This window comes from Prevotella sp. MGM1, from assembly GCF_002933775.1.
Lineage (GTDB): Bacteria > Bacteroidota > Bacteroidia > Bacteroidales > Bacteroidaceae > Prevotella.
In genome coordinates this window covers 1-18,239 of sequence record NZ_BEWV01000092.1, presented here as the reverse complement: position 1 = coordinate 18,239, position 18,239 = coordinate 1, and the positions used below count along the sequence as shown (strand labels likewise).

Sequence of the window (18,239 nt, the reverse complement as noted above, 5' to 3'; positions counted from 1 at the left end):
CACATTATACTCTTGATACTCTCTCCCGCCCACCGGAAAAATCCGCTGACCCGAACTTTGTTGACTAAAAAATGTTCTGTTCCTTTAGCGAGAATATAAAATCATATATTGTAGTTTGTTAAAAAATGGAAATCTTGTTGTTTGTTGAGATATTGTTCGTATATTTGCGAACAATATTCACGATATGGAAGAAAAGAAAGATTATACAGTTACGCAGGAACAGTTGGCAAGATTCGCCAAAGCATTGGGACATCCTGCCCGAATTGCCATTATGCACTTTTTGGCAAAGCAGAAAACGTGTTATTTTGGGGATATTCACGAAGAACTTCCCATTGCCAAAGCTACCGTGTCACAGCACCTGAAAGAGTTGAAAGATGCGGGGCTTATACAGGGAGAGGTTGAAACGCCTAAAGTGAAATACTGTATCAACCGAGAGAATTGGCAATTGGCTCGTGAACTCTTTAAGGAGTTTTTCGGGCAATGTATATGCAAATCGGGGGAGTGTTGCTGATAATCCCCTTTTTTTAATATTAATGTTCGTTGTTTTACGAATTACGTTTAATATAATAAATTTATAAATTATGGAAATTAAAGTATTAGGAACAGGTTGTGCTGGCTGTAAGGCTCTGTATGCGACAGTTGAACAAGTAGTAAAAGAATTAACATTGGATGCGGTAGTGACCAAAGAAGAAGATTTGATGAAGATCATGGAATACAATGTAATGACGCTTCCTGCTCTCGTTGTTGACGGTAAGGTTGTGGCAAAGGGCAAACTTTCTGCCAAAGAAGTAAAAGATGTATTAACCAAGTAAATCAGATTATGATGAAACGCTTTTTATTCCTTACCATTGCTTGTTTGTTTTCTATTTTGGGAATGGCTCAGATTACCGCAGACACCTATGTGGAAGTTCTTTATTTTCATGGGGGAAACAACGTTGTGTAACTTGCAAAGCCATTGAGAAATACACGAAAGAAGTGGTCAATGCAGATTTGGCAGAATTGGTCAAAAATGGTAAACTACGTTTCAAAGAAACAGACACTTCAACTCCCGAAGGCGAAAAGCTGGCGGAGAAATATCGTGTAAGTTGGCCATCTCTTTATGTTAATAAATGGAAGAACGGTAAAGAAGAACGTAACGACATGACACGCTTTGGTTTTCAGAATGCCCGAAACAACACATCGGCTTTCAAGAAAGGATTAAAACAAAAAATCAACCAGTTGCTAAAATAATACAGTTTTATGGAATACCTACAAACATGGCTGGATAATAGCGAGATACCTATTATTACCGCTTTTCTGCTCGGTCTGTTGACTGCTGTAAGTCCTTGCCCATTGGCTACCAACATTACCGCCATAGGATTTATCAGTAAAGATATAAATAACCGTAACCGGATATTTACAAATGGCATTCTATACACTTTAGGACGTGTATTGGCTTATTCTGCATCAGGCGCAATACTTATCGCAATACTCCGAAAGGGCGCTGATATGTTTGCCATACAAAAAGGTATCAGCGAATGGGGAGAACAGCTGCTTGCTCCGGCTTTGATTTTGACAGGTCTGTTTATGCTGTTCGGTGATAAATTGCAGTTACCCAAGGTCGGATTTTCCGCTACTGAAAAGACAGAAAAACTAAAAGGCTCATGGGGTAGTTTGTTGCTGGGGATATTGTTTGCCATGGCGTTTTGTCCGACAAGTGGGCTATTTTATTTTGGCATGCTTATTCCCATGTCGGCTATGGAAAGTAATGGATATTTGCTACCTGTCATTTTTGCATTGGCAACAGGGCTTCCTGTTATGCTTGTCGCTTGGATTTTGGCATACAGTGTAGCAGGGATAGGAAAGTTTTATAACCGTGTGCAGACTTTTCAGAAGTGGTTTAATAACATGGTAGCTATACTGTTTATTTTGGTTGGCATTTATTATGGATTGATAAATTTGGGTATAATATGAAAATCTTAATTTTATGTACAGGAAATAGCTGTCGCAGCCAAATGGCGCATGGTTTCCTGCAATCGTTTGACAAGAATATACAAGTGTATTCCGCTGGTACGCATCCGGCTGAGAAAGTTAATCCTTTGGCTGTTAAGACAATGGCAGAAGTTGGCATTGATATAAGTAAGCATATTCCTACCAATGTAACTGCTTATTTAAGTGATACATGGGATTATGTGATAACAGTATGCGGTAGTGCTAACGAAACGTGTCCGGCTTTTGAGGGCAATGTAGGGAAACGGTTGCATATTGGTTTTGATGACCCCTCGGAAGCAATAGGGACAACGGACTTCATCAGAAGCGAATTTGAAAGAGTGCGTAATGAAATCAAGAATGAATTTACAAAATTCTACATTATGGAGATAAAAAAACAAGAGCTGCCCAAATGTGCTTGTAACCGATGATTTTTTAGGTAATATGTTCGTGTTATTCAAAACAATAATAAGATTATGATACAAAGATTTGCAGATTGGCTGGTGTATGACATCTTCGGTTTGGATGCTTCAACATCTTTAGGAGAAGCTATAAACTTCTTCTTTTACGATACGATAAAGATCTTGATATTATTATTTTTCATCAGCGTGATAATGGGCATTATAAATGCCTATTTCCCGATAGAACGTCTGCGCAATTATTTGACCTCTCGTAAACTATATGGATTGCAATATTTCTTTGCAGCCTTATTTGGTGCTATTACCCCGTTCTGTTCCTGTTCTTCCATACCGCTGTTTATCGGATTTGTGAAAGGGGGCATTCCTTTGGGAGTGACATTCGCCTATCTGATAACCTCGCCTTTGGTAAATGAGGTTGCTGTTGCCATGTTTATCGGCACTTTCGGGTTACGCATTACCTCTATCTATGTGATTAGCGGTATTCTGTTAGGTATGGCAGGCGGATTTATCTTGGGCAAGATGAAATTAGAACCTTATTTGAGTGAGTGGGTAAAACAAATTCAGCAAAATCCAACTTCCGGCTCAGGAACATGGGAAAAAGAGCGCACTCCGATTTTTAGACGACTACCAGTTATCATACAAGAAGCATGTGGGATTGTCAAAGGAGTACTTTTGTATATTATTCTTAGCATTGGTATCGGCGCTTTTATGCACGGTTATGTGCCTGAAGGATTTTTTGAGCAGTATATGTCCAAGGAAAACTGGTTTGCGGTTCCTCTTTCGGTAATCCTGGCAGTTCCGATGTATGCCAATACAGCAGGAATAGTGCCTGTGATTGAAGTTTTTGTAGCTAAAGGCGTCCCTATAGGAACGGCTATCGCTTTTATGATGGCTGTAGTCGGGCTTTCACTTCCCGAAGCCACGTTGTTAAAGAAAGTAATGACATGGCGTTTGGTTGGTGTCTTCTTTGGACTGATAACTTTGTTTATTATCGTTTTGGGATATTTGTATAACGCGGTATTGTGAGATAAAAGGCAAAGTGGAAGTATGACTTCCTTATGTACAAACTCTTCTTAGTATACATATATTTCGCCACCCAATTTGATGACTAAATTTTAATTTACATTAGTTCATATTATCTACTTCCGATTGCTATCAATAGCGCTCGGAGTATGTATTGCCCACTTGCCGAATCAGGAGTATCTCCTTGAAACGGGTTTGACGAGCAGGTCGATGTGTTCGTACTCGAGGATATGTTCCATCGCCTTGTAATGGGCATATTTTCCATGCCGGCGATTTTCAGGGCTTCAATCTTTATGTGTTTTCAACGAGACGGGGATAATCCTCTTCCTTGGCTCAATGTATTTCCGCAATTGTGATTTCTGTTTGGCAATACCTTGATTACTATTCGTTACCGAAACCGGCCGGGAGGGGGCACTCCATAATTTGTTGTCCCTGTATTCGACGCGAATGTTCTTGATTTTCCCGTCCATCGCTTTGAGGAATGTTTCCGCTTTCAATAACACCGGCAAACGTTGGGATGAAGCCATGCGGCGATTGCAATACCACGTGACAGCTGTGATGCTGTAGAAGTAAATTACTTGTGGGGCGTCGGAATGCTCATAAATAATCCCCCAAATAACAAATAATTGCTTACAGGATTTGGAAACAATCTACGGCCACACGGTACGCACTCAGAATTAATATTACAAAAAGCCGTTCATATTTTGCTTGTTTCAAAATTAAAATGCGGTGGGCGAAAATACGCGAGTTTTAAGCTCTTCCACATAACCATCTGTATTTCAACCAAATACCTTGACTATAAACATTTTTCCTGCCAATCCGGGAACATCAACCTGCACAGTCTTCCACAATAAGCATCCAATTGCATTGCGTTTAGCGTCCCGTTGTCTTCCAACGGGACGCTAAACGCAATGCAACTACCAACCAATCACACTCCAACGAGTATCCCGTTGCGGAAAAAACAATAAAATATTGTTGCCGACGCATATTCCGTCAGCCAATGTATCGCAACCCATATCGTGTCCGTCAACGTAGAATGAGAAAAAACAAAGTCGTTTTTTTATGATCTAAAATTTACAAATCATGATGTAAACAGATATGATTGTGTATGATCACAGGGTAAAACGACTAAAAAAGGCGGCTCGACATTTACACTGACTGAAACTTTTATTATCTTTGCCGTCCGGAAAATGTCATTGAAAGATTTTTATGGACAAACAGGCTATATACGACTATCTGAAAACGCGGAACATAAGCTATGAGGCAACAGAGCATAAGCCGGTGTACAACATGGATGAACTTGCCGATACGGGATTACAGCAAGCCGATATCATCGCCAAAAATATATTTGTACGCGACGACAAGAAGGAGCGATATTACCTCATAACCGTTAAAGGAGAAAAACGGATAAACCTGAAAGAAATCAGGCGCAGCAACGGAACACGCCGCCTGGCATTGGCCGACAAATACAAGATAAGAAGACTGTTGGACCTCGTTGCCGGTTCTGTGTCACCCCTCGGACTTCTAAACGACCGTGAACGCAGAGTGTGCCTGCTCATTGACAATGATTTCACGGACGCTCCTGCTCTAATCGGTGTTCACCCGAACGACAATACGGCCACAATCACGCTTCGGACGGAAGACCTGATACGCATAATAAAAGAACATGGAAACGAGGTAAGGACAACGGAAATAGAAGACACTCGAGGAGATAATCAAGACGAGCCTGCGGCTGATTTAAGAACATGAAAAACGTATCATGATATTGAACACATAATCCAGATTGAATGATAATAAGATAAAAATGAGTTTAATTATACCGGACAACGGAAATGAAAAATAATGAATTCCATAGGGCAACGAAACATCATACTGCCTACTCGGTTTTGCTGGCCATAGGCTTCGCCCATCTGCTAAACGACATGATGCAGTCGGTGATTCCGGCTGTATATCCCTTACTGAAAGAGAAATTCGGCTTCACGTTCGCCCAGATTGGAGTGATAACCTTGGTTTTCCAGCTTGCGTCATCACTGTTGCAACCCGTCGCCGGCCGCCTTGCCGACAAACGGCCGCGACCTTACTCGCTTGCCATCGGAATGTGTTTCACGCTCGCCGGTCTTTTGACTATTGCGGCCGCCTCGTCATTAGGGTGGATTCTGACGGCAGTGGGACTGATCGGCTGCGGCTCATCGGTATTCCATCCCGAATCATCACGTGTGGCACAGATTGCCTCGGGAGGGCGCAAAGGACTGGCTCAATCCATCTTTCAGGTGGGCGGGAACGCAGGGAGCGCCATGGGGCCGTTGCTCGCCGCACTGGTAGTAATACCATTCGGGCAGGGTGCGATAGGCTGGTTCGCGCTGGCCGCGCTGCTGGCTATCTTCATACTTGTCCGCATCGGTAACTGGTACAGGCAGCAGTTGTATTTCGCATCCCGAAACCATGCGGCCGCCACCAAGGAGACACCCCGTCTATCGAAACGGACAGTACGCACGGCACTCCTCATTCTCGGCATACTGGTTTTCTCAAAATATTTCTATATAGCGTCGATGACAAACTACTTCACATTCTTTCTGATGGATAAGTTTGCCATGACGGTGCAAGGAGCCCAGTACGCTCTCTTCGCGTTTCTCGCCGCCTCGGCTGCCGGAACATTTCTGGGCGGCCCGTTGGGCGACCGCATCGGGCGCAAATATGTTATCTGGGTATCTATTCTCGGTGCCGCGCCGTTCACGCTGTTACTCCCCTATGTCGGACAGACGGCGACAATACTGCTCTCTGTCATAATCGGCCTTATCATATCATCGGCATTCTCGGCCATACTCGTATATGCCACAGACATGATGCCAGACAAGGTGGGAATGATCGCCGGGGTGTTCTTCGGCCTGATGTTCGGGCTGGGTGGCCTCGGGTCGGCGTTCTTCGGTTGGCTGGCCGATAAGACAAGCGTGCGGTTTATATTTCAAATCAGCACATTGCTTCCGCTTTTAGGTGCGATTACAGGCTTTCTGCCAAACATAGACCCTAAACGAAAAGAATTGTAAACAGGTATTAAACATAGACGTAACGCCCACTTCCTGCCACCGCACGTGATTGCGGTTTTCAATCATAACCGTTGTTGTTATCCGGCTGGCATCATGCTGCGAAGCAACGTATCGGCACACAACAGCACATGACAAGTCCGGCGGCAGGCCGGACTGGAAACACATACGGCAAGAACGGGAAGTTTTTACCAAAAGACATATTGTAATTGATTGCCTGTAAACAGGCATGAATAGGGAATATTGCCTAATGGAAATGAAAAGACAACAAACGGGACAAACGGATAATGAATAATTTTCACGAACATTCCAAACATGCCTAAAAGCCGCAAGATGCGGCCAATAGCATAAACAAACAGACCATAAACGATGGAATAAAAGTATTTTTCCTATCTGTATAATAATACCGATGACACCGCATACAGACGATACCGCCACTTCATCGCAATACTCAAAACCGATAAAAACAGTGCCCTCAATACCATAAAATGAAATATTGGTGTCCGGTAAAATTTTTCAATATATTTTCCGCCATTCTGTTTGTCGGATAGCTGATGTAACCGCTGTATAGGAACACTGAAATCACAAGAAAATGGCATATATGACCTTTATATAGCCATTCTGACGAAGTTCATGCGCTTATATGTTGGTGGATGTTGCAAAAGTAAGGCGCGTTTTACCGGACACCAATAAAAATGAAAATGTTTGCTGCAAGCAAATATAATCAATACTCTAAAATATAAAAAGAGGAGACCCGGTCGGATCTCCTCTCAATTGATTATAAGGGTATAATTATTTGTCAGCGATGCCCAAAGCCTGCTTTGCAATGGTATTGTCCGGATCAAGTTCGAGTATCTTTTTCCAATATACATCAGCTCCTTCCTTGTCGTCTTGCAGCAATGTATAGTAGCCCAGATACCTGTAACACTCAACGAGACGGGCTTTGTCAGCAGCGTCTTTCTCTGCTTTCGGCTCAATCATGCCTGCCAATTTCTCATAATACGGCTTTGCCTTACCGTCTTTTGTCTCCGGATCCATGTAAGAGTTTACACGCGCCTTCATGAACGTTGTATACTCAACGGCAGCCGGGAACTTCTGCTCCATATCGTCATATACGCCCTCGGCTTTCTTGAAAGTTTCCATCTTTGCTTCATCCTGCAAAGTGTTCGCATACTGTGTATAAAGCTGAGCAAGACCGGCAATATCGGTAGCGGAAGGCGCATCCACGAATTTCAGGAACTCCTCGTATGTCTTAATCGCATTGGCATAATCGTCATTCTGCTTATAACCGTCAGCCAATTGCTTGATGACACCGGCACGCTTTGACTTATCGGTAATCTCTTGTCCAAGAGCTTTCTTGTACATCTCGATGGCCTCCACATACTTCTTGGCTCCACTTAAAGCATTTCCGTAGTATGTGTAGTCAAAATATGAGAACTTTGCACTATCTGACTTATTGAACAAAGCATCAGCATACATCAACGCATTGTCATAGTCTTTGAGGTCGGTGCTGTTGAAGAATGCCAAACGGTTAAAGCCGGCATCACGAGGCTGCTTTGTCAGAGCGAACTTAGCGACCTCCAGGCTCTTGTCGTATTTCTGCGTGAACCAAAGAGACATGGCGTAATCGGTAAGGTCAACTTCTTCCATGTTGTTCATGTCAACCTTTGAATAGCAACGGATGGCATCATCAAACTTATTGGAAGAATAATATATACGGCCTGCCAGGGCATCAACGGCAATATCAGGGCGGTGTGTACGCAACTCCTCCAACTTGGCAACAGCCTCGGCGGGGCTCACCTTGCGGTATACACTCGCATACTTATAATAAGCCTCCGGATTTTTCGGATCGAAATATATTGCCTGCTGATACTGTACGGCAGCATTGCCGCCATCACTGTTGAGAGCCTCCAAGTCACCGAGAAGAATATACACAGGACTGTATTTAGAATCTGCCTTACGGGCATATTCCGCATACAGACGTGCATTCACAGTGTCTTTAACCTCATAGTAAGCACGACCGATACCGAGAAGGACAGGAGCGTTCTTCTTGTTTTTCTTATACACGGCTTTTACCTGATCGGCCAAATCAGCCGGATTGCTCTTTATTACTTTCGTGATTTCATCAACCTGTGCCTTCGCATCCTGAGCCATAGCGGGCATACCTAATCCCATCAACATGGCTCCAACTAATAGATACTTAAATGTTTTCATATCAAATTGTTTTTATTTTTACTTTATTTTCATCTCATCAAGCTCTTCATAACATGACAAAGTATTATCCTATCATCAATTCTACACCAGCAACCTTACAACAAATAAATAAACTGTTCCGGCCATTTCAATAATCATTACCACTTTGTTACTATAATAATGCCTTCAGAACTTTAAATTAAATCACCTTGGCTTTATAAACATCATTAATCATGTCTGAACCAAGATATGTTTTGATAAAAGCCTTTCCGCACCCGCTTAAATTTACAACAATCCTCTATTCATTGTTTACAAACACCTCACGCACCGCCATATTTGCCCTATAAGGCAACAGACCCGCTTTATGAATAATAAGCTGGCCGCGATGATCGGCCGCGATGAAATTTGTAAATCCCCACGGTAACCCATGATACGGATCGTTCAGAAGGGCATAAATAGTGCGTACCAATGGATAATTGCCGTTATATAGATAGAACTGGTAAGGTTTCCAACTGCTTTCAACAGTAGCCGGATGTATCTTGCTTACCGCCATTACTCTTATATTCCTCTTAAATGTGACATTTGTCGTATCACGCTTGTCATTAAGCCAATTGGATCCTATTATTCCAATGGAATTAGGATGTTTTTCGACAAAGTCTATAACCTCTGCAGACTTATTTACCGCATATATATTGGGACTGTTTATCGGGCGCCCCCCAAGCAAAGAGTCTACACAGAAATGCACCGTACTCGACTGCTTATTATCGAAAGCGACCTCAATATCCCCCAACTTCGAACCGGGATATAACTTTTCCCATTTTGATACCTTTCCGCTCAATATAAGCCTCAAATCCTTTATGGATATTATAGTGTCGGGGTTGGTATTATTTACTATCAACGCCAACCCGTCGTATGCCAAGGGGATGGCTACCGGCAAAAACTTCCTGTCTTTCAGGTTTTTAAATTCCCGCTCGGTAAATTTTCGTGTCGTGATTACCAGGCATGTCTTTCCTCTCATCAACATGTTAACGGCATCAAGTTCATTTGTATATTGAGGTATAACCTTTGCATCGGGATATATGCTTTGAAATACCTCTATCTCCTCCTCTATAATAGGACAGAAACTTTCATCAGAGACGAATTTAATCGTCCCTGATGAATAAGTATCCGTTCTACCGTTTTTAGGCTTGTCTTTGCATGACAAAGCCAAGCCTAAAATTAAAGTTAATCCAATTATAAAATTGAATATTCCGTTTCTCATGCTTTTATTGCAATGTGAAAGTAACAGGTACCGTGTATTTCACACGTACCGCAGAACCGTTCTGCTTACCGGGAATCCAATGTGGCATACCTTTAACCACGCGTGACGCTTCTTTATCAAGTGACGGGTCAACCGACTTGATAACCTTCACGTCTGTGATCGAACCGTCGCGCTCAACAACGAACGTCACGATTACACGGCCTTGCACTCCATTCTCTTCTGCGACAGCAGGATATTTGATGTTCTTTGAAAGATATTCGAACAGTGCCTGAGGACCTCCAGGGAATGAAGGCATCTGCTCAACGACATCGAACACTTTCTCTTCTTCTTTCGGAAGTTCCTGTGCGATAACCTCCTTGGCTTTCAACACTTCACCTTCCGACTCATCATTACCTTTAACATCGAAAGAACCGATAGCAGTTGTGGTTTTGGCGAGTTCATCCTGTGATTTAAGCTCGTCTTCCGGCTTAACCTCATCGTCCTTCTTGATTTCAGGAGCGGTGAACTTCACAGAACTCTTCACCTTCTCTACGACTTTCTGTTCCATCTCTACCTTAACCGGTTCCTTACGCTCAACCTTAGCTTCTTTCTTCTTTGCCAACTGAGACAACTCAACATCAGTCTCAATGGCAACCTTCTTCGGTAAAGCATTCTCAATGGCAACCTTCGCCCACAGAGCAACCATAATTGTTATGATTGTCGCAAAAACAAGAATCATCGCTTTAACATTTCGCTTACCCGTGTCCTTACGTAACTGATAAGCTCCATATTTCTTATTCTTGCCTTCAAAGACGAGGTCGACCCAGTTATTGTCTATTAGATCTATTTTCGACATAGTTCTTCTGTTTTTTAATTGTTAGTCACCGATTACTTTATACCCTTTGTATCAAGAAGTTTCTGATCGTCAGGATTAATCTTGTCGATGACATACTTACCAATACTGCAAATCTGCATCTCGTCAAGAGCCTCAACCATATTATTATAGTTAGCAGTATCCAAAGGTTTGATAATGATGGTCAGAGTAGGTATCTTCTCACCGGCAATATTACCCTTCTTCAACTCCTCAAGTTCTTTCTGGTATTCGGCATCAGTCATTTTCGAATTATATGCGAGCTTTCTCTCATCCAATTTCTGCTTTGCCTGCATGATACGGGCAACAGGATTGATACCCTCCTCAGTTGTATGCTGGATCAGCACCTTGCGGATACCGTCTTTTCCCCAACTTGTCTCCTTGATGCAATCGGGATTGTCATACTGCGGCAGTCCCGCTATATAATAAATCTTGTCGTTTGCACCAAGATAAACAGTAATTGTATGAGAAGCCTTTGTCACCGACTTATCCTCTTTCTCTATGTTCTTGTCACTACTCGGCATGGTCAGCTGCATAGCCTGCGGCTTGCTAAGAGTGGTACAAAGCATAAAGAACGTGATAAGAAGCATCATCATGTCCACCATAGGGGTAAAGTCGACCCTGGTGTTCATCTTTTTCTGCTTGCTTGCTTTCTTTTTAGCCATACATTAATCCTCCGCTGACGTTTTAAGATTTGTGATAAGTTGATAACGGTTCTCGTCCATATCCTGAAGTTCCGACATCATCTTCTTTACGACCTTATAAGGTGTCTTCGCATCGCACTTGATTGCGATCTTAATGTCGGGATTTGCATCACGAGCGGCCTTAACCCACTCTTGAAACTCACTATAACCGCCGTTAATGCTGTCGGTGGGGATACCGAGTTTCTGAATTTCTTCAGTCATTTTCTCCGGATCAAGACTGAGGTACTCTGCCAGGACATTCATCGGCGCTCCCACCATGGATTCCTCCTTGAAGTGCTTCAACTGCGTTCCGTTCAGCGTCACGCCGAATTTATCGGTAACAGTCTGGAGCATCGCGTTCATGTCGTTCTTATTATCAGTGCCTATGAATATCTGTCCTTTCGGACTTACAAGAATATTCAAGACATTGTTTTCCGGCACTTTGACCTCTGACACCGAGCTTGGCGTGTTGACCTGCACAGGTTCCGGCTGCAAGAATGTTGATGTCAACATAAAGAAGCACAGAAGCAGTGTCATCACGTCAGACATCGGGGTCATGTCTATCCAGATGTCCTTTTTCTGTATTTTTATTTTACCCATTATATAAATTAATTAAAAGGTAAAACAATTAAGCCTCGTCTGTGTGGTTAACGTCGTAAGTTGTAGCGATAGTGTAACCAACCTCGTCGAGAGCGTAAGTAAGTTTGTCAATCTTGTTTGTGAAGAAGTTATAGATAACAACGGCGAACCAAGATGTCAAAATACCAGAAGCAGTGTTCACAAGGGCCTCAGAAATACCGGCAGAAAGAGCCATAGAGTCAGCGCCACCACCGCTTGACAGAGCCTGGAACGAGTTGATCATACCCAACACAGTACCGAACAGAGCGGTAAGAGTACCCAAAGTAACGATTGTAGCTACGATAGGCAAGTTCATCTGCAGTGTAGGCATTTCAAGCTGTGTAGCCTCTTCGTGAGCCTGCTGTATCTTGGCGATCTTCTGCGCTTTCTTCATTGTGTTGTTGTTCTCAACGTCCTTGTAAGCAGCAATAGAAGCTGACACAACGTTAGCCACCGAACCCTTCATCTTGTCGCAAAGAGCCTTAGCCTCATCAAACTTACCTTCCTTTATCAAAACCTTAACTTGTGCCGTGAACTTAGGCAGGCTCATTGTGCCGAATGCGGACTTCAAGGCGAAGAAACGCTCCACACCGAGACAGATAACAGAAAGAAGCAATGTAAGGATGATACCCACAACGATACCTCCCTTATATACGGTACCCATAAGGTTTGCTGGATGTCCGGCAGTGTCACCTCCAACGAAGTTGTCCGGATTACCGAGAACGAGGAAATAGAAAGAATATGCAGCTATACAGCATATTACAAGAATCCAAAATGCGTTCTTAATACCTCCGAAGCCCGCTTTCTTAGCCGGGGCTGCAGCTTTTTTTGTTGTTGCCATAATTTAATAATTTTAATTTTTTAGTTATTTATAAATTTAAGTTTGTTATATTCACGATTAGTTTTTAAAGCACCGAAATCATCGGCAAACTCATGTTTTCCGTCTTAATCTACCCGCAAAGATAGCAAAATAATGCTTACCACAAGGTTGATTAATATCTTTTAACCTATCATTTGTAAAAAACAGAGACCGAAATATTCTTTTTGCTTTTTCACTAACACAGTTTTGCCAGCGCATTTTTTATACGTGACATAGCTTCCCTGATATTGTCATCGCTTGTGGCATAGCTCATACGGAAGCAGTCCGGATCACCGAACGCATCACCGCCCACCGTAGCCACATGACCTTCTTCAAGCAGGTAGAGAGCCAAATCGGAAGAGTTTTCAACAATCTTCCCACCGGCTTTCTTTCCGTAAAAACTGCTGCACTTCGGGAACAGGTAGAATGCTCCCTGCGGCACGTTCACTTCAAGTCCCGGAATGTCTTTGGCAAGTGACACGATAAGATCCCTACGACGCTCGAACGCCTTCCGCATGTCTTCCACACACGCCTGCTCTGCCTCGTAAGCATACTGAGCCGCTTTCTGGCTGACAGAGCACGGACCGCTCGTATACTGTCCTTGCAACTTGTTACAACCTTTCACAATCCACTCCGGAGCGGCTATATAACCTATACGCCAGCCTGTCATAGCATACGCTTTAGACACGCCGTTCACTATTATTGTACGCTCCTTCATGCCGTCAAACTGCGCTATGCTCTCATGCTTGCCCACATAATTGATGTGCTCATATATCTCATCGGCAATCACAAACACGTCATCATGCTTCAAAATCACTTCAGCCAGTCTGCCCAACTCTTCTTTCGAGTATACGCTTCCGGTCGGGTTGCTCGGCGAGCACAGTATGAGCATCTTTGTCTTGGGGGTAATAGCGGCTTCGAGCTGTTCGGGAGTGATTTTAAAATCTTGCTCGAAACCGGCCTCAATGATTACCGGTTCACCGCCGGCGAGCTTCGCCATCTGCGGATACGAGACCCAGTAAGGCGCCGGTATTATAACCTCGTCTCCGTCATTGACGAGTGCCATAAGAGCGTTGCAGACGCTTTGCTTCGCTCCGTTAGATACAAGTATCTCGCATGCCGAGTAGTCGAGCCCGTTCTCGTTTTTCAGTTTGGCTGCCACGGCCTCACGCAAGTCGGCGTATCCAGGCACGGGCGAATATCTTGAATAATTATCGTCAATGGCCTTTTTCGCCGCCTCTTTTATGTGTTCGGGCGTATTAAAGTCAGGCTCACCGACACTCATGTTAATAACATCTATGCCGGCTGCTTTCATTTCAGAGCTTTTTTGCGACATAGCCAGTGTTGCCGAGGGGGCAAGTCTTTGCAAGCGATCAGATAATTGTGCCATAATTTAGTATATATTACTTATTTATAATAACTGCAAAATTAATAATTTTATTCTTTCTTCTGAAAGATTTCTTTTTCTTTTTAACCTTATTACACTATAAATCAACATCCATAGGCATGTCAGCTGAGGTTCAGTGTGTGCCCCATGCGCTCTTTCTTGGTCTGCAAGTACTTATAGTCATATTCGTTCGGTGTAATCTCAATGGGCACGTTCTCCACTATTTCCAGTCCGTATGCTTCGAGCCCTACACGCTTCACAGGGTTGTTGGTCATCAGGCGCATCTTATGCACTCCGAGTTTGCGCAACATCTGTGCGCCGCACCCGTAGTCGCGCTCATCGGGCTTAAAGCCAAGATGAACGTTGGCATCCACGGTATCATATCCCTCTTCCTGTAACTTATAAGCAGCGATCTTATTCATCAGACCTATTCCACGGCCTTCCTGCTGCATATATATCAGCACGCCTTTGCCTTCGGCCTCAATCATGCGCAACGCCCTGTGCAACTGCTCGCCGCAGTCACATCGCTTACTGCCCAGAATGTCGCCAGTGGCACACGAGGAGTGAACTCGCACGAGTATCGGTTCATTCTCGTCCCACTCACCTTTTATAAGCGCCATGTGTTCAAGCCCGTTGCTTATCTGCCTGAAAGGCACGAGCTTGAAGTCACCGTATTCAGTGGGCATGCTTACCTTGTTGCCCACCTCGATGAGCGACTCCGTCTTCAACCTGTATTCAATCAGGTCTTTTATGGATATAAGTTTTAAATCAAACTCTTTCGCCATTTCAATCAATTCCGGCAACCGTGCCATGGTACCGTCATCGTTCATTATCTCCATCAACGCCGCCGCCGGATAGAGACCGGCCAACCGGCACAGGTCTATGCTTGCCTCGGTATGCCCGCTGCGACGCAGCACACCATTATCCTGTGCATAAAGCGGGTTTATATGACCTGGACGTCCGAATGTCGTCGGTTTGGATTCGGGATCAGCCAGCGCTTTTATGGTAGCCGCCCTATCATGCGCGGACACGCCCGTACTGCACCCTTCGAGCTTGTCTATCGTCACCGTGAACGGTGTTCCGAGCACTGACGTGTTATCCTCCACCTGATGCGGCAGGTCGAGTTCTGCACAACGCGACAACGTCACCGGCGCGCAGAGCACTCCGCGGGCATGCTTCAGCATGAAGTTAACTTTTTCGGCCGTGATTTTCTCGGCCGCAATTATCAGGTCACCTTCATTCTCACGGTCCTCGTCGTCTACGACAATGACAAACTTTCCTTCCTTGAAATCCGCCAAAGCGTCTTCTATTCTGTTCAATCTTGATATTTCCATTATTCGTTGCTTATATTTAATTTCGGAGACAGGAACAATGCGGAACATCTCATGGCAATCAGCGCCACACACCCTGACTCTCTCCAAAAAATCTGCCTATCGTTTTCCATTGCCATCAACCGTTGACGCTTCCCGCACCACCCACCGGACTACCACTATCCCTCTTTTTCAGAGAAGGCCTCTTCTATCCTCTTCACAACAGCCTCGTTAGTGCGCCTGATCACACGCAGGTCACCGAGCAGACGCAAACGGAAGCGCCACATCCTTAGATAGAAGAACACACCCAGAGGGAGCACAAGTCCGGTTATGATGTTGAAAGCCTTTCGGCGGAACGGACGCGTATGAGCGTGGGTGGCTATCAGCGGATAGTTGTTCAGTTCATTTAGTATTATCCTGTCTCTCGTATTCGACAGGTCTTCTATAACCTCTTCCAACTCTTCGTTTATATCCCTTATGCGCCTGTCATCGCCATCACGGAAAAACACCCTTATCGGGTTTGGCGCTTTCAGCAGGTTGTGCGTATTCGAATAACCCTCTATCTCGTCACTGATATGAATGAGCCTACCGGCATCCCGCGCATAGTCGGGGTCTTCAATTATCACCTCTTTCTTATATATATTGCGCTTATTGCGCAGTCCGAGCGCAGTGCGCACGAAATTTATATACATGTCTATGTTGAAAACCGTAGAATCTTTGTTTGCCTTATATGTGAAGAACACCGCCAGGGGAGCAAGCACAATCGTGGAAATCCACTTTCCGAACCATACCGTCCACACTTCGTCTCGAGCCATCTTCATACCCGAGTTCTCGAATATGAAATATATGATGAACACGAGCACCGAGATAATCACCGGCACACCAAGTCCTCCTTTGCGGATTATAGCGCCGAGCGGGGCACCGATAAAAAAGAAGATGATGCACGAGAGCGACATCGTGATCTTTCCTATCGCCTCAATGCGATGGTTGCGGTAGTTTCTGTTCAGTCTGTTGGTGTAGCCGCCCTTCATGTCTATGTCGGCCGCACGCATGCGCACTGTTGAAAGTGCGCTCTTGACCACTTCGAGCTTCTGGTCGCCGGTCATTTTCCCGAACACCGAGTCAATGTCAGCCTTCCCTGCCTCGGCCTCACGGCGCGCCCGCAGCGAGTCGGCCTTATCGAGCGCCATTCCATACGCCTGCATGCGCTTGTTCTCCATGTAATAAGCCCGCCCCACACTGTCATTGAACTCGGCAATAGAATCAATGTCATGATATATCCGCCCAAGACTCTTCGAACGAGCGTCGCCAGCTATGCCCGCCACATCAGCCATATTGAAATCGCCATCAAAGTCAAGCACCATCCGTTTGGTGAAGAATGTCTCCCTGCGGTAAGGCACACTGGCACTTCCCGCCATATCCTGTGACTGCATATTCTCGAACCACTCGCCGCTATACAGCGTGAGCAACAGGTGTTTTTTCTCTTCCGTAGACTGTAACCGGCCCGAGTCGGCAAGTATTATCGCCGCGTCTTCATAGCCGCTGTTCATCCGGTATATCATCACACCATAGAGCATCCCCGTGCCTACATCCTTGCGCTGCACGTATACATTGCTACCTGGAATACCATCATAGAACACGCCTTCCGGTATTTCAAGCTCGGGACTCTTCTGCTTCATAGACAGCAGCAACTGCGAGAATGATTTGTTGGCGTCAGGCCCGATGACATTCTGGAAATAAAAAGAACAGAAACTGATCGCCAGCACGATGACAATCAGCGAGCGCGATGCCTGTAAAAGCGATATTCCGGCAGCCTTGATAGCCGTCAGCTCGGAACTTTCACCAAGGTTTCCGAATGTGATTAGCGAAGACAGGAGTATAGCCAGCGGGAGAGCCTGAGGCACAAGCATAATACCCATGTACCAAAAGAACTGGGCAAGTATATCTACCGACAGACCTTTGCCTATCAACTCATCAACATATCTCCACAAGAACTGCATCATCAGCACGAACTGACAGATGAAGAACGTGCCGACAAACAGCAGTCCGAACTGCCTGGCCATGAATATGTCTAACTTACCAATACGAAATTTCATTGCAATCAAAAAACAGCGCCTTGGCACTTATCAGCCTGCAAAATTAGCATAAAAATATCAGAGAACATATATTTTTTCGGTTTTTTATTAAAATAATGTGAATATGCCTCTTTAAGACGACCACGAGTCTGTTTACCTTTCACGAGACAATGGCAACACAATCTTTTTTTTATTATATTCAAATAAATTTCCTCTAAAATTTTGCCGTTTCATTTTTTTATACTATCTTTGCACCCGCTAAACGATTACGGCGGGATAGCTCAGCTGGTTAGAGCGTCGGATTCATAATCCGGAGGTCGAGGGATCGTGACCCCCTCCCGCTACACCAATTTAAAGGCGCTTACATGTTACGTAAGCGCCTTTTTGTTTTCCACATACAAACAGCATCCGCCTTACATTTCCTGATATTTTTGCTCAATAAAAAAAAATCAAAACTGATTTATAAGCCACAAAAAAAACGATAATCGTAAGAGGATTGACACCAGCCGTAAACAATGAAAAAAGGGGTCAGCGGATTTTTCCGGTGGGCGG

Annotated in this window: 17 protein-coding genes and 1 tRNA gene; 9 read left to right on the top strand and 9 right to left on the bottom strand. The window is 44.3% G+C overall.

The genetic code is table 11. The features are described 5' to 3' along the window. The first annotated feature begins 184 nt into the window (after nucleotides 1-184). The 8 genes from MoGM_RS02770 (at nucleotide 185) to MoGM_RS02730 (ending at nucleotide 6,454) form a co-directional block, all read left to right on the top strand. Entirely contained in the window at nucleotides 185-511 is a 327-nt protein-coding gene (locus tag MoGM_RS02770; RefSeq protein ID WP_025066930.1) for a helix-turn-helix transcriptional regulator, read from the top strand. Between the two features lie 70 nt (nucleotides 512-581). Further along, nucleotides 582-812, top strand: a complete 231-nt coding sequence (locus MoGM_RS02765; protein WP_104368669.1) for a thioredoxin family protein — start codon at nucleotides 582-584, stop codon at nucleotides 810-812. Nucleotides 813-975: 163 nt separating this feature from the next. Beyond that, the gene (locus tag MoGM_RS13280) at nucleotides 976-1,230 is read left to right on the top strand and encodes a nitrophenyl compound nitroreductase subunit ArsF family protein (protein ID WP_233210140.1); all 255 of its coding nucleotides are present in this window, start codon (nucleotides 976-978) and stop codon (nucleotides 1,228-1,230) included. Between the two features lie 9 nt (nucleotides 1,231-1,239). Then, nucleotides 1,240-1,953, top strand: a complete 714-nt coding sequence (locus MoGM_RS02755) for an aromatic aminobenezylarsenical efflux permease ArsG family transporter (RefSeq protein WP_104368668.1) — start codon at nucleotides 1,240-1,242, stop codon at nucleotides 1,951-1,953. Then, nucleotides 1,950-2,399 carry an arsenate reductase ArsC gene (locus tag MoGM_RS02750; RefSeq protein ID WP_104368667.1) on the top strand — a complete coding sequence of 150 codons (450 nt, stop codon included), beginning with the start codon at nucleotides 1,950-1,952 and terminating at the stop codon, nucleotides 2,397-2,399. The genes MoGM_RS02755 and MoGM_RS02750 overlap by 4 nt, the downstream gene beginning before the upstream one ends. 45 nt (nucleotides 2,400-2,444) lie before the next feature. Next, nucleotides 2,445-3,413: a permease gene (locus tag MoGM_RS02745; protein WP_104368666.1), complete on the top strand. Its 969-nt coding sequence runs from the start codon at nucleotides 2,445-2,447 to the stop codon at nucleotides 3,411-3,413. Between the two features lie 1,206 nt (nucleotides 3,414-4,619). Then, nucleotides 4,620-5,159: a prolyl-tRNA synthetase associated domain-containing protein gene (locus MoGM_RS02735; RefSeq protein WP_104368665.1), complete on the top strand. Its 540-nt coding sequence runs from the start codon at nucleotides 4,620-4,622 to the stop codon at nucleotides 5,157-5,159. A gap of 83 nt (nucleotides 5,160-5,242) precedes the next feature. Beyond that, nucleotides 5,243-6,454 (top strand): MFS transporter, encoded by a 1,212-nt coding sequence (locus MoGM_RS02730; protein WP_104368664.1) that lies wholly within the window; start codon nucleotides 5,243-5,245, stop codon nucleotides 6,452-6,454. Between the two features lie 789 nt (nucleotides 6,455-7,243). On the opposite strand, the gene MoGM_RS02725 is transcribed toward MoGM_RS02730, so the two are convergent. From MoGM_RS02725 to MoGM_RS02685, 9 genes are all read right to left on the bottom strand, one after another. Beyond that, complete coding sequence (locus MoGM_RS02725; protein ID WP_104368663.1) at nucleotides 7,244-8,665, bottom strand: lipopolysaccharide assembly protein LapB; 1,422 nt, start codon at nucleotides 8,663-8,665, stop codon at nucleotides 7,244-7,246. A 277-nt stretch (nucleotides 8,666-8,942) separates the two neighbouring features. Further along, a complete protein-coding gene (locus tag MoGM_RS02720) occupies nucleotides 8,943-9,905 on the bottom strand; it encodes a PstS family phosphate ABC transporter substrate-binding protein (protein WP_104368662.1) in 963 nt (320 codons plus the stop codon). A gap of 4 nt (nucleotides 9,906-9,909) precedes the next feature. Further along, complete coding sequence (locus MoGM_RS02715; protein ID WP_104368661.1) at nucleotides 9,910-10,740, bottom strand: energy transducer TonB; 831 nt, start codon at nucleotides 10,738-10,740, stop codon at nucleotides 9,910-9,912. 32 nt (nucleotides 10,741-10,772) lie between these two features. Next, nucleotides 10,773-11,420: a biopolymer transporter ExbD gene (locus tag MoGM_RS02710; RefSeq protein ID WP_104368660.1), complete on the bottom strand. Its 648-nt coding sequence runs from the start codon at nucleotides 11,418-11,420 to the stop codon at nucleotides 10,773-10,775. Nucleotides 11,421-11,423: 3 nt separating this feature from the next. Continuing rightward, nucleotides 11,424-12,038 carry a biopolymer transporter ExbD gene (locus tag MoGM_RS02705; RefSeq protein WP_104368659.1) on the bottom strand — a complete coding sequence of 205 codons (615 nt, stop codon included), beginning with the start codon at nucleotides 12,036-12,038 and terminating at the stop codon, nucleotides 11,424-11,426. A gap of 28 nt (nucleotides 12,039-12,066) precedes the next feature. Then, nucleotides 12,067-12,897 carry a MotA/TolQ/ExbB proton channel family protein gene (locus tag MoGM_RS02700; RefSeq protein ID WP_104368658.1) on the bottom strand — a complete coding sequence of 277 codons (831 nt, stop codon included), beginning with the start codon at nucleotides 12,895-12,897 and terminating at the stop codon, nucleotides 12,067-12,069. A gap of 214 nt (nucleotides 12,898-13,111) precedes the next feature. Beyond that, nucleotides 13,112-14,305: a pyridoxal phosphate-dependent aminotransferase gene (locus MoGM_RS02695; RefSeq protein WP_104368657.1), complete on the bottom strand. Its 1,194-nt coding sequence runs from the start codon at nucleotides 14,303-14,305 to the stop codon at nucleotides 13,112-13,114. 119 nt (nucleotides 14,306-14,424) lie between these two features. Continuing rightward, on the bottom strand, nucleotides 14,425-15,636 hold the full coding sequence (locus MoGM_RS02690) for a bifunctional 3,4-dihydroxy-2-butanone-4-phosphate synthase/GTP cyclohydrolase II (protein WP_104368671.1): 1,212 nt from the start codon (nucleotides 15,634-15,636) through the stop codon (nucleotides 14,425-14,427). Nucleotides 15,637-15,791: 155 nt separating this feature from the next. After that, nucleotides 15,792-17,708, bottom strand: a complete 1,917-nt coding sequence (locus tag MoGM_RS02685) for an LptF/LptG family permease (RefSeq protein WP_104368670.1) — start codon at nucleotides 17,706-17,708, stop codon at nucleotides 15,792-15,794. A gap of 249 nt (nucleotides 17,709-17,957) precedes the next feature. Here MoGM_RS02685 and MoGM_RS02680 point away from each other — a divergent pair. Beyond that, a tRNA-Met gene (locus tag MoGM_RS02680) sits at nucleotides 17,958-18,031 on the top strand. Nucleotides 18,032-18,239 lie beyond the last annotated feature (208 nt).

Excerpts from the sequence above, each read along its gene's own strand:
- MoGM_RS02720 (WP_104368662.1), bottom strand. The coding sequence starts at position 9,905 with ATGAGAAACGGAATATTCAATTTTATAATTGGATTAACTTTAATTTTA.
- MoGM_RS02690 (WP_104368671.1), bottom strand. The coding sequence starts at position 15,636 with ATGGAAATATCAAGATTGAACAGAATAGAAGACGCTTTGGCGGATTTC.
- MoGM_RS02700 (WP_104368658.1), bottom strand. The coding sequence starts at position 12,897 with ATGGCAACAACAAAAAAAGCTGCAGCCCCGGCTAAGAAAGCGGGCTTC.
- MoGM_RS02755 (WP_104368668.1), top strand. The coding sequence starts at position 1,240 with ATGGAATACCTACAAACATGGCTGGATAATAGCGAGATACCTATTATT.
- MoGM_RS02685 (WP_104368670.1), bottom strand. The coding sequence starts at position 17,708 with ATGAAATTTCGTATTGGTAAGTTAGACATATTCATGGCCAGGCAGTTC.
- MoGM_RS02735 (WP_104368665.1), top strand. The coding sequence starts at position 4,620 with ATGGACAAACAGGCTATATACGACTATCTGAAAACGCGGAACATAAGC.
- MoGM_RS02710 (WP_104368660.1), bottom strand. The coding sequence starts at position 11,420 with ATGGCTAAAAAGAAAGCAAGCAAGCAGAAAAAGATGAACACCAGGGTC.
- MoGM_RS02765 (WP_104368669.1), top strand. The coding sequence starts at position 582 with ATGGAAATTAAAGTATTAGGAACAGGTTGTGCTGGCTGTAAGGCTCTG.
- MoGM_RS02770 (WP_025066930.1), top strand. The coding sequence starts at position 185 with ATGGAAGAAAAGAAAGATTATACAGTTACGCAGGAACAGTTGGCAAGA.
- MoGM_RS02695 (WP_104368657.1), bottom strand. The coding sequence starts at position 14,305 with ATGGCACAATTATCTGATCGCTTGCAAAGACTTGCCCCCTCGGCAACA.
- MoGM_RS02715 (WP_104368661.1), bottom strand. The coding sequence starts at position 10,740 with ATGTCGAAAATAGATCTAATAGACAATAACTGGGTCGACCTCGTCTTT.
- MoGM_RS02705 (WP_104368659.1), bottom strand. The coding sequence starts at position 12,038 with ATGGGTAAAATAAAAATACAGAAAAAGGACATCTGGATAGACATGACC.
- MoGM_RS02750 (WP_104368667.1), top strand. The coding sequence starts at position 1,950 with ATGAAAATCTTAATTTTATGTACAGGAAATAGCTGTCGCAGCCAAATG.
- MoGM_RS02730 (WP_104368664.1), top strand. The coding sequence starts at position 5,243 with ATGAAAAATAATGAATTCCATAGGGCAACGAAACATCATACTGCCTAC.
- MoGM_RS02725 (WP_104368663.1), bottom strand. The coding sequence starts at position 8,665 with ATGAAAACATTTAAGTATCTATTAGTTGGAGCCATGTTGATGGGATTA.
- MoGM_RS02745 (WP_104368666.1), top strand. The coding sequence starts at position 2,445 with ATGATACAAAGATTTGCAGATTGGCTGGTGTATGACATCTTCGGTTTG.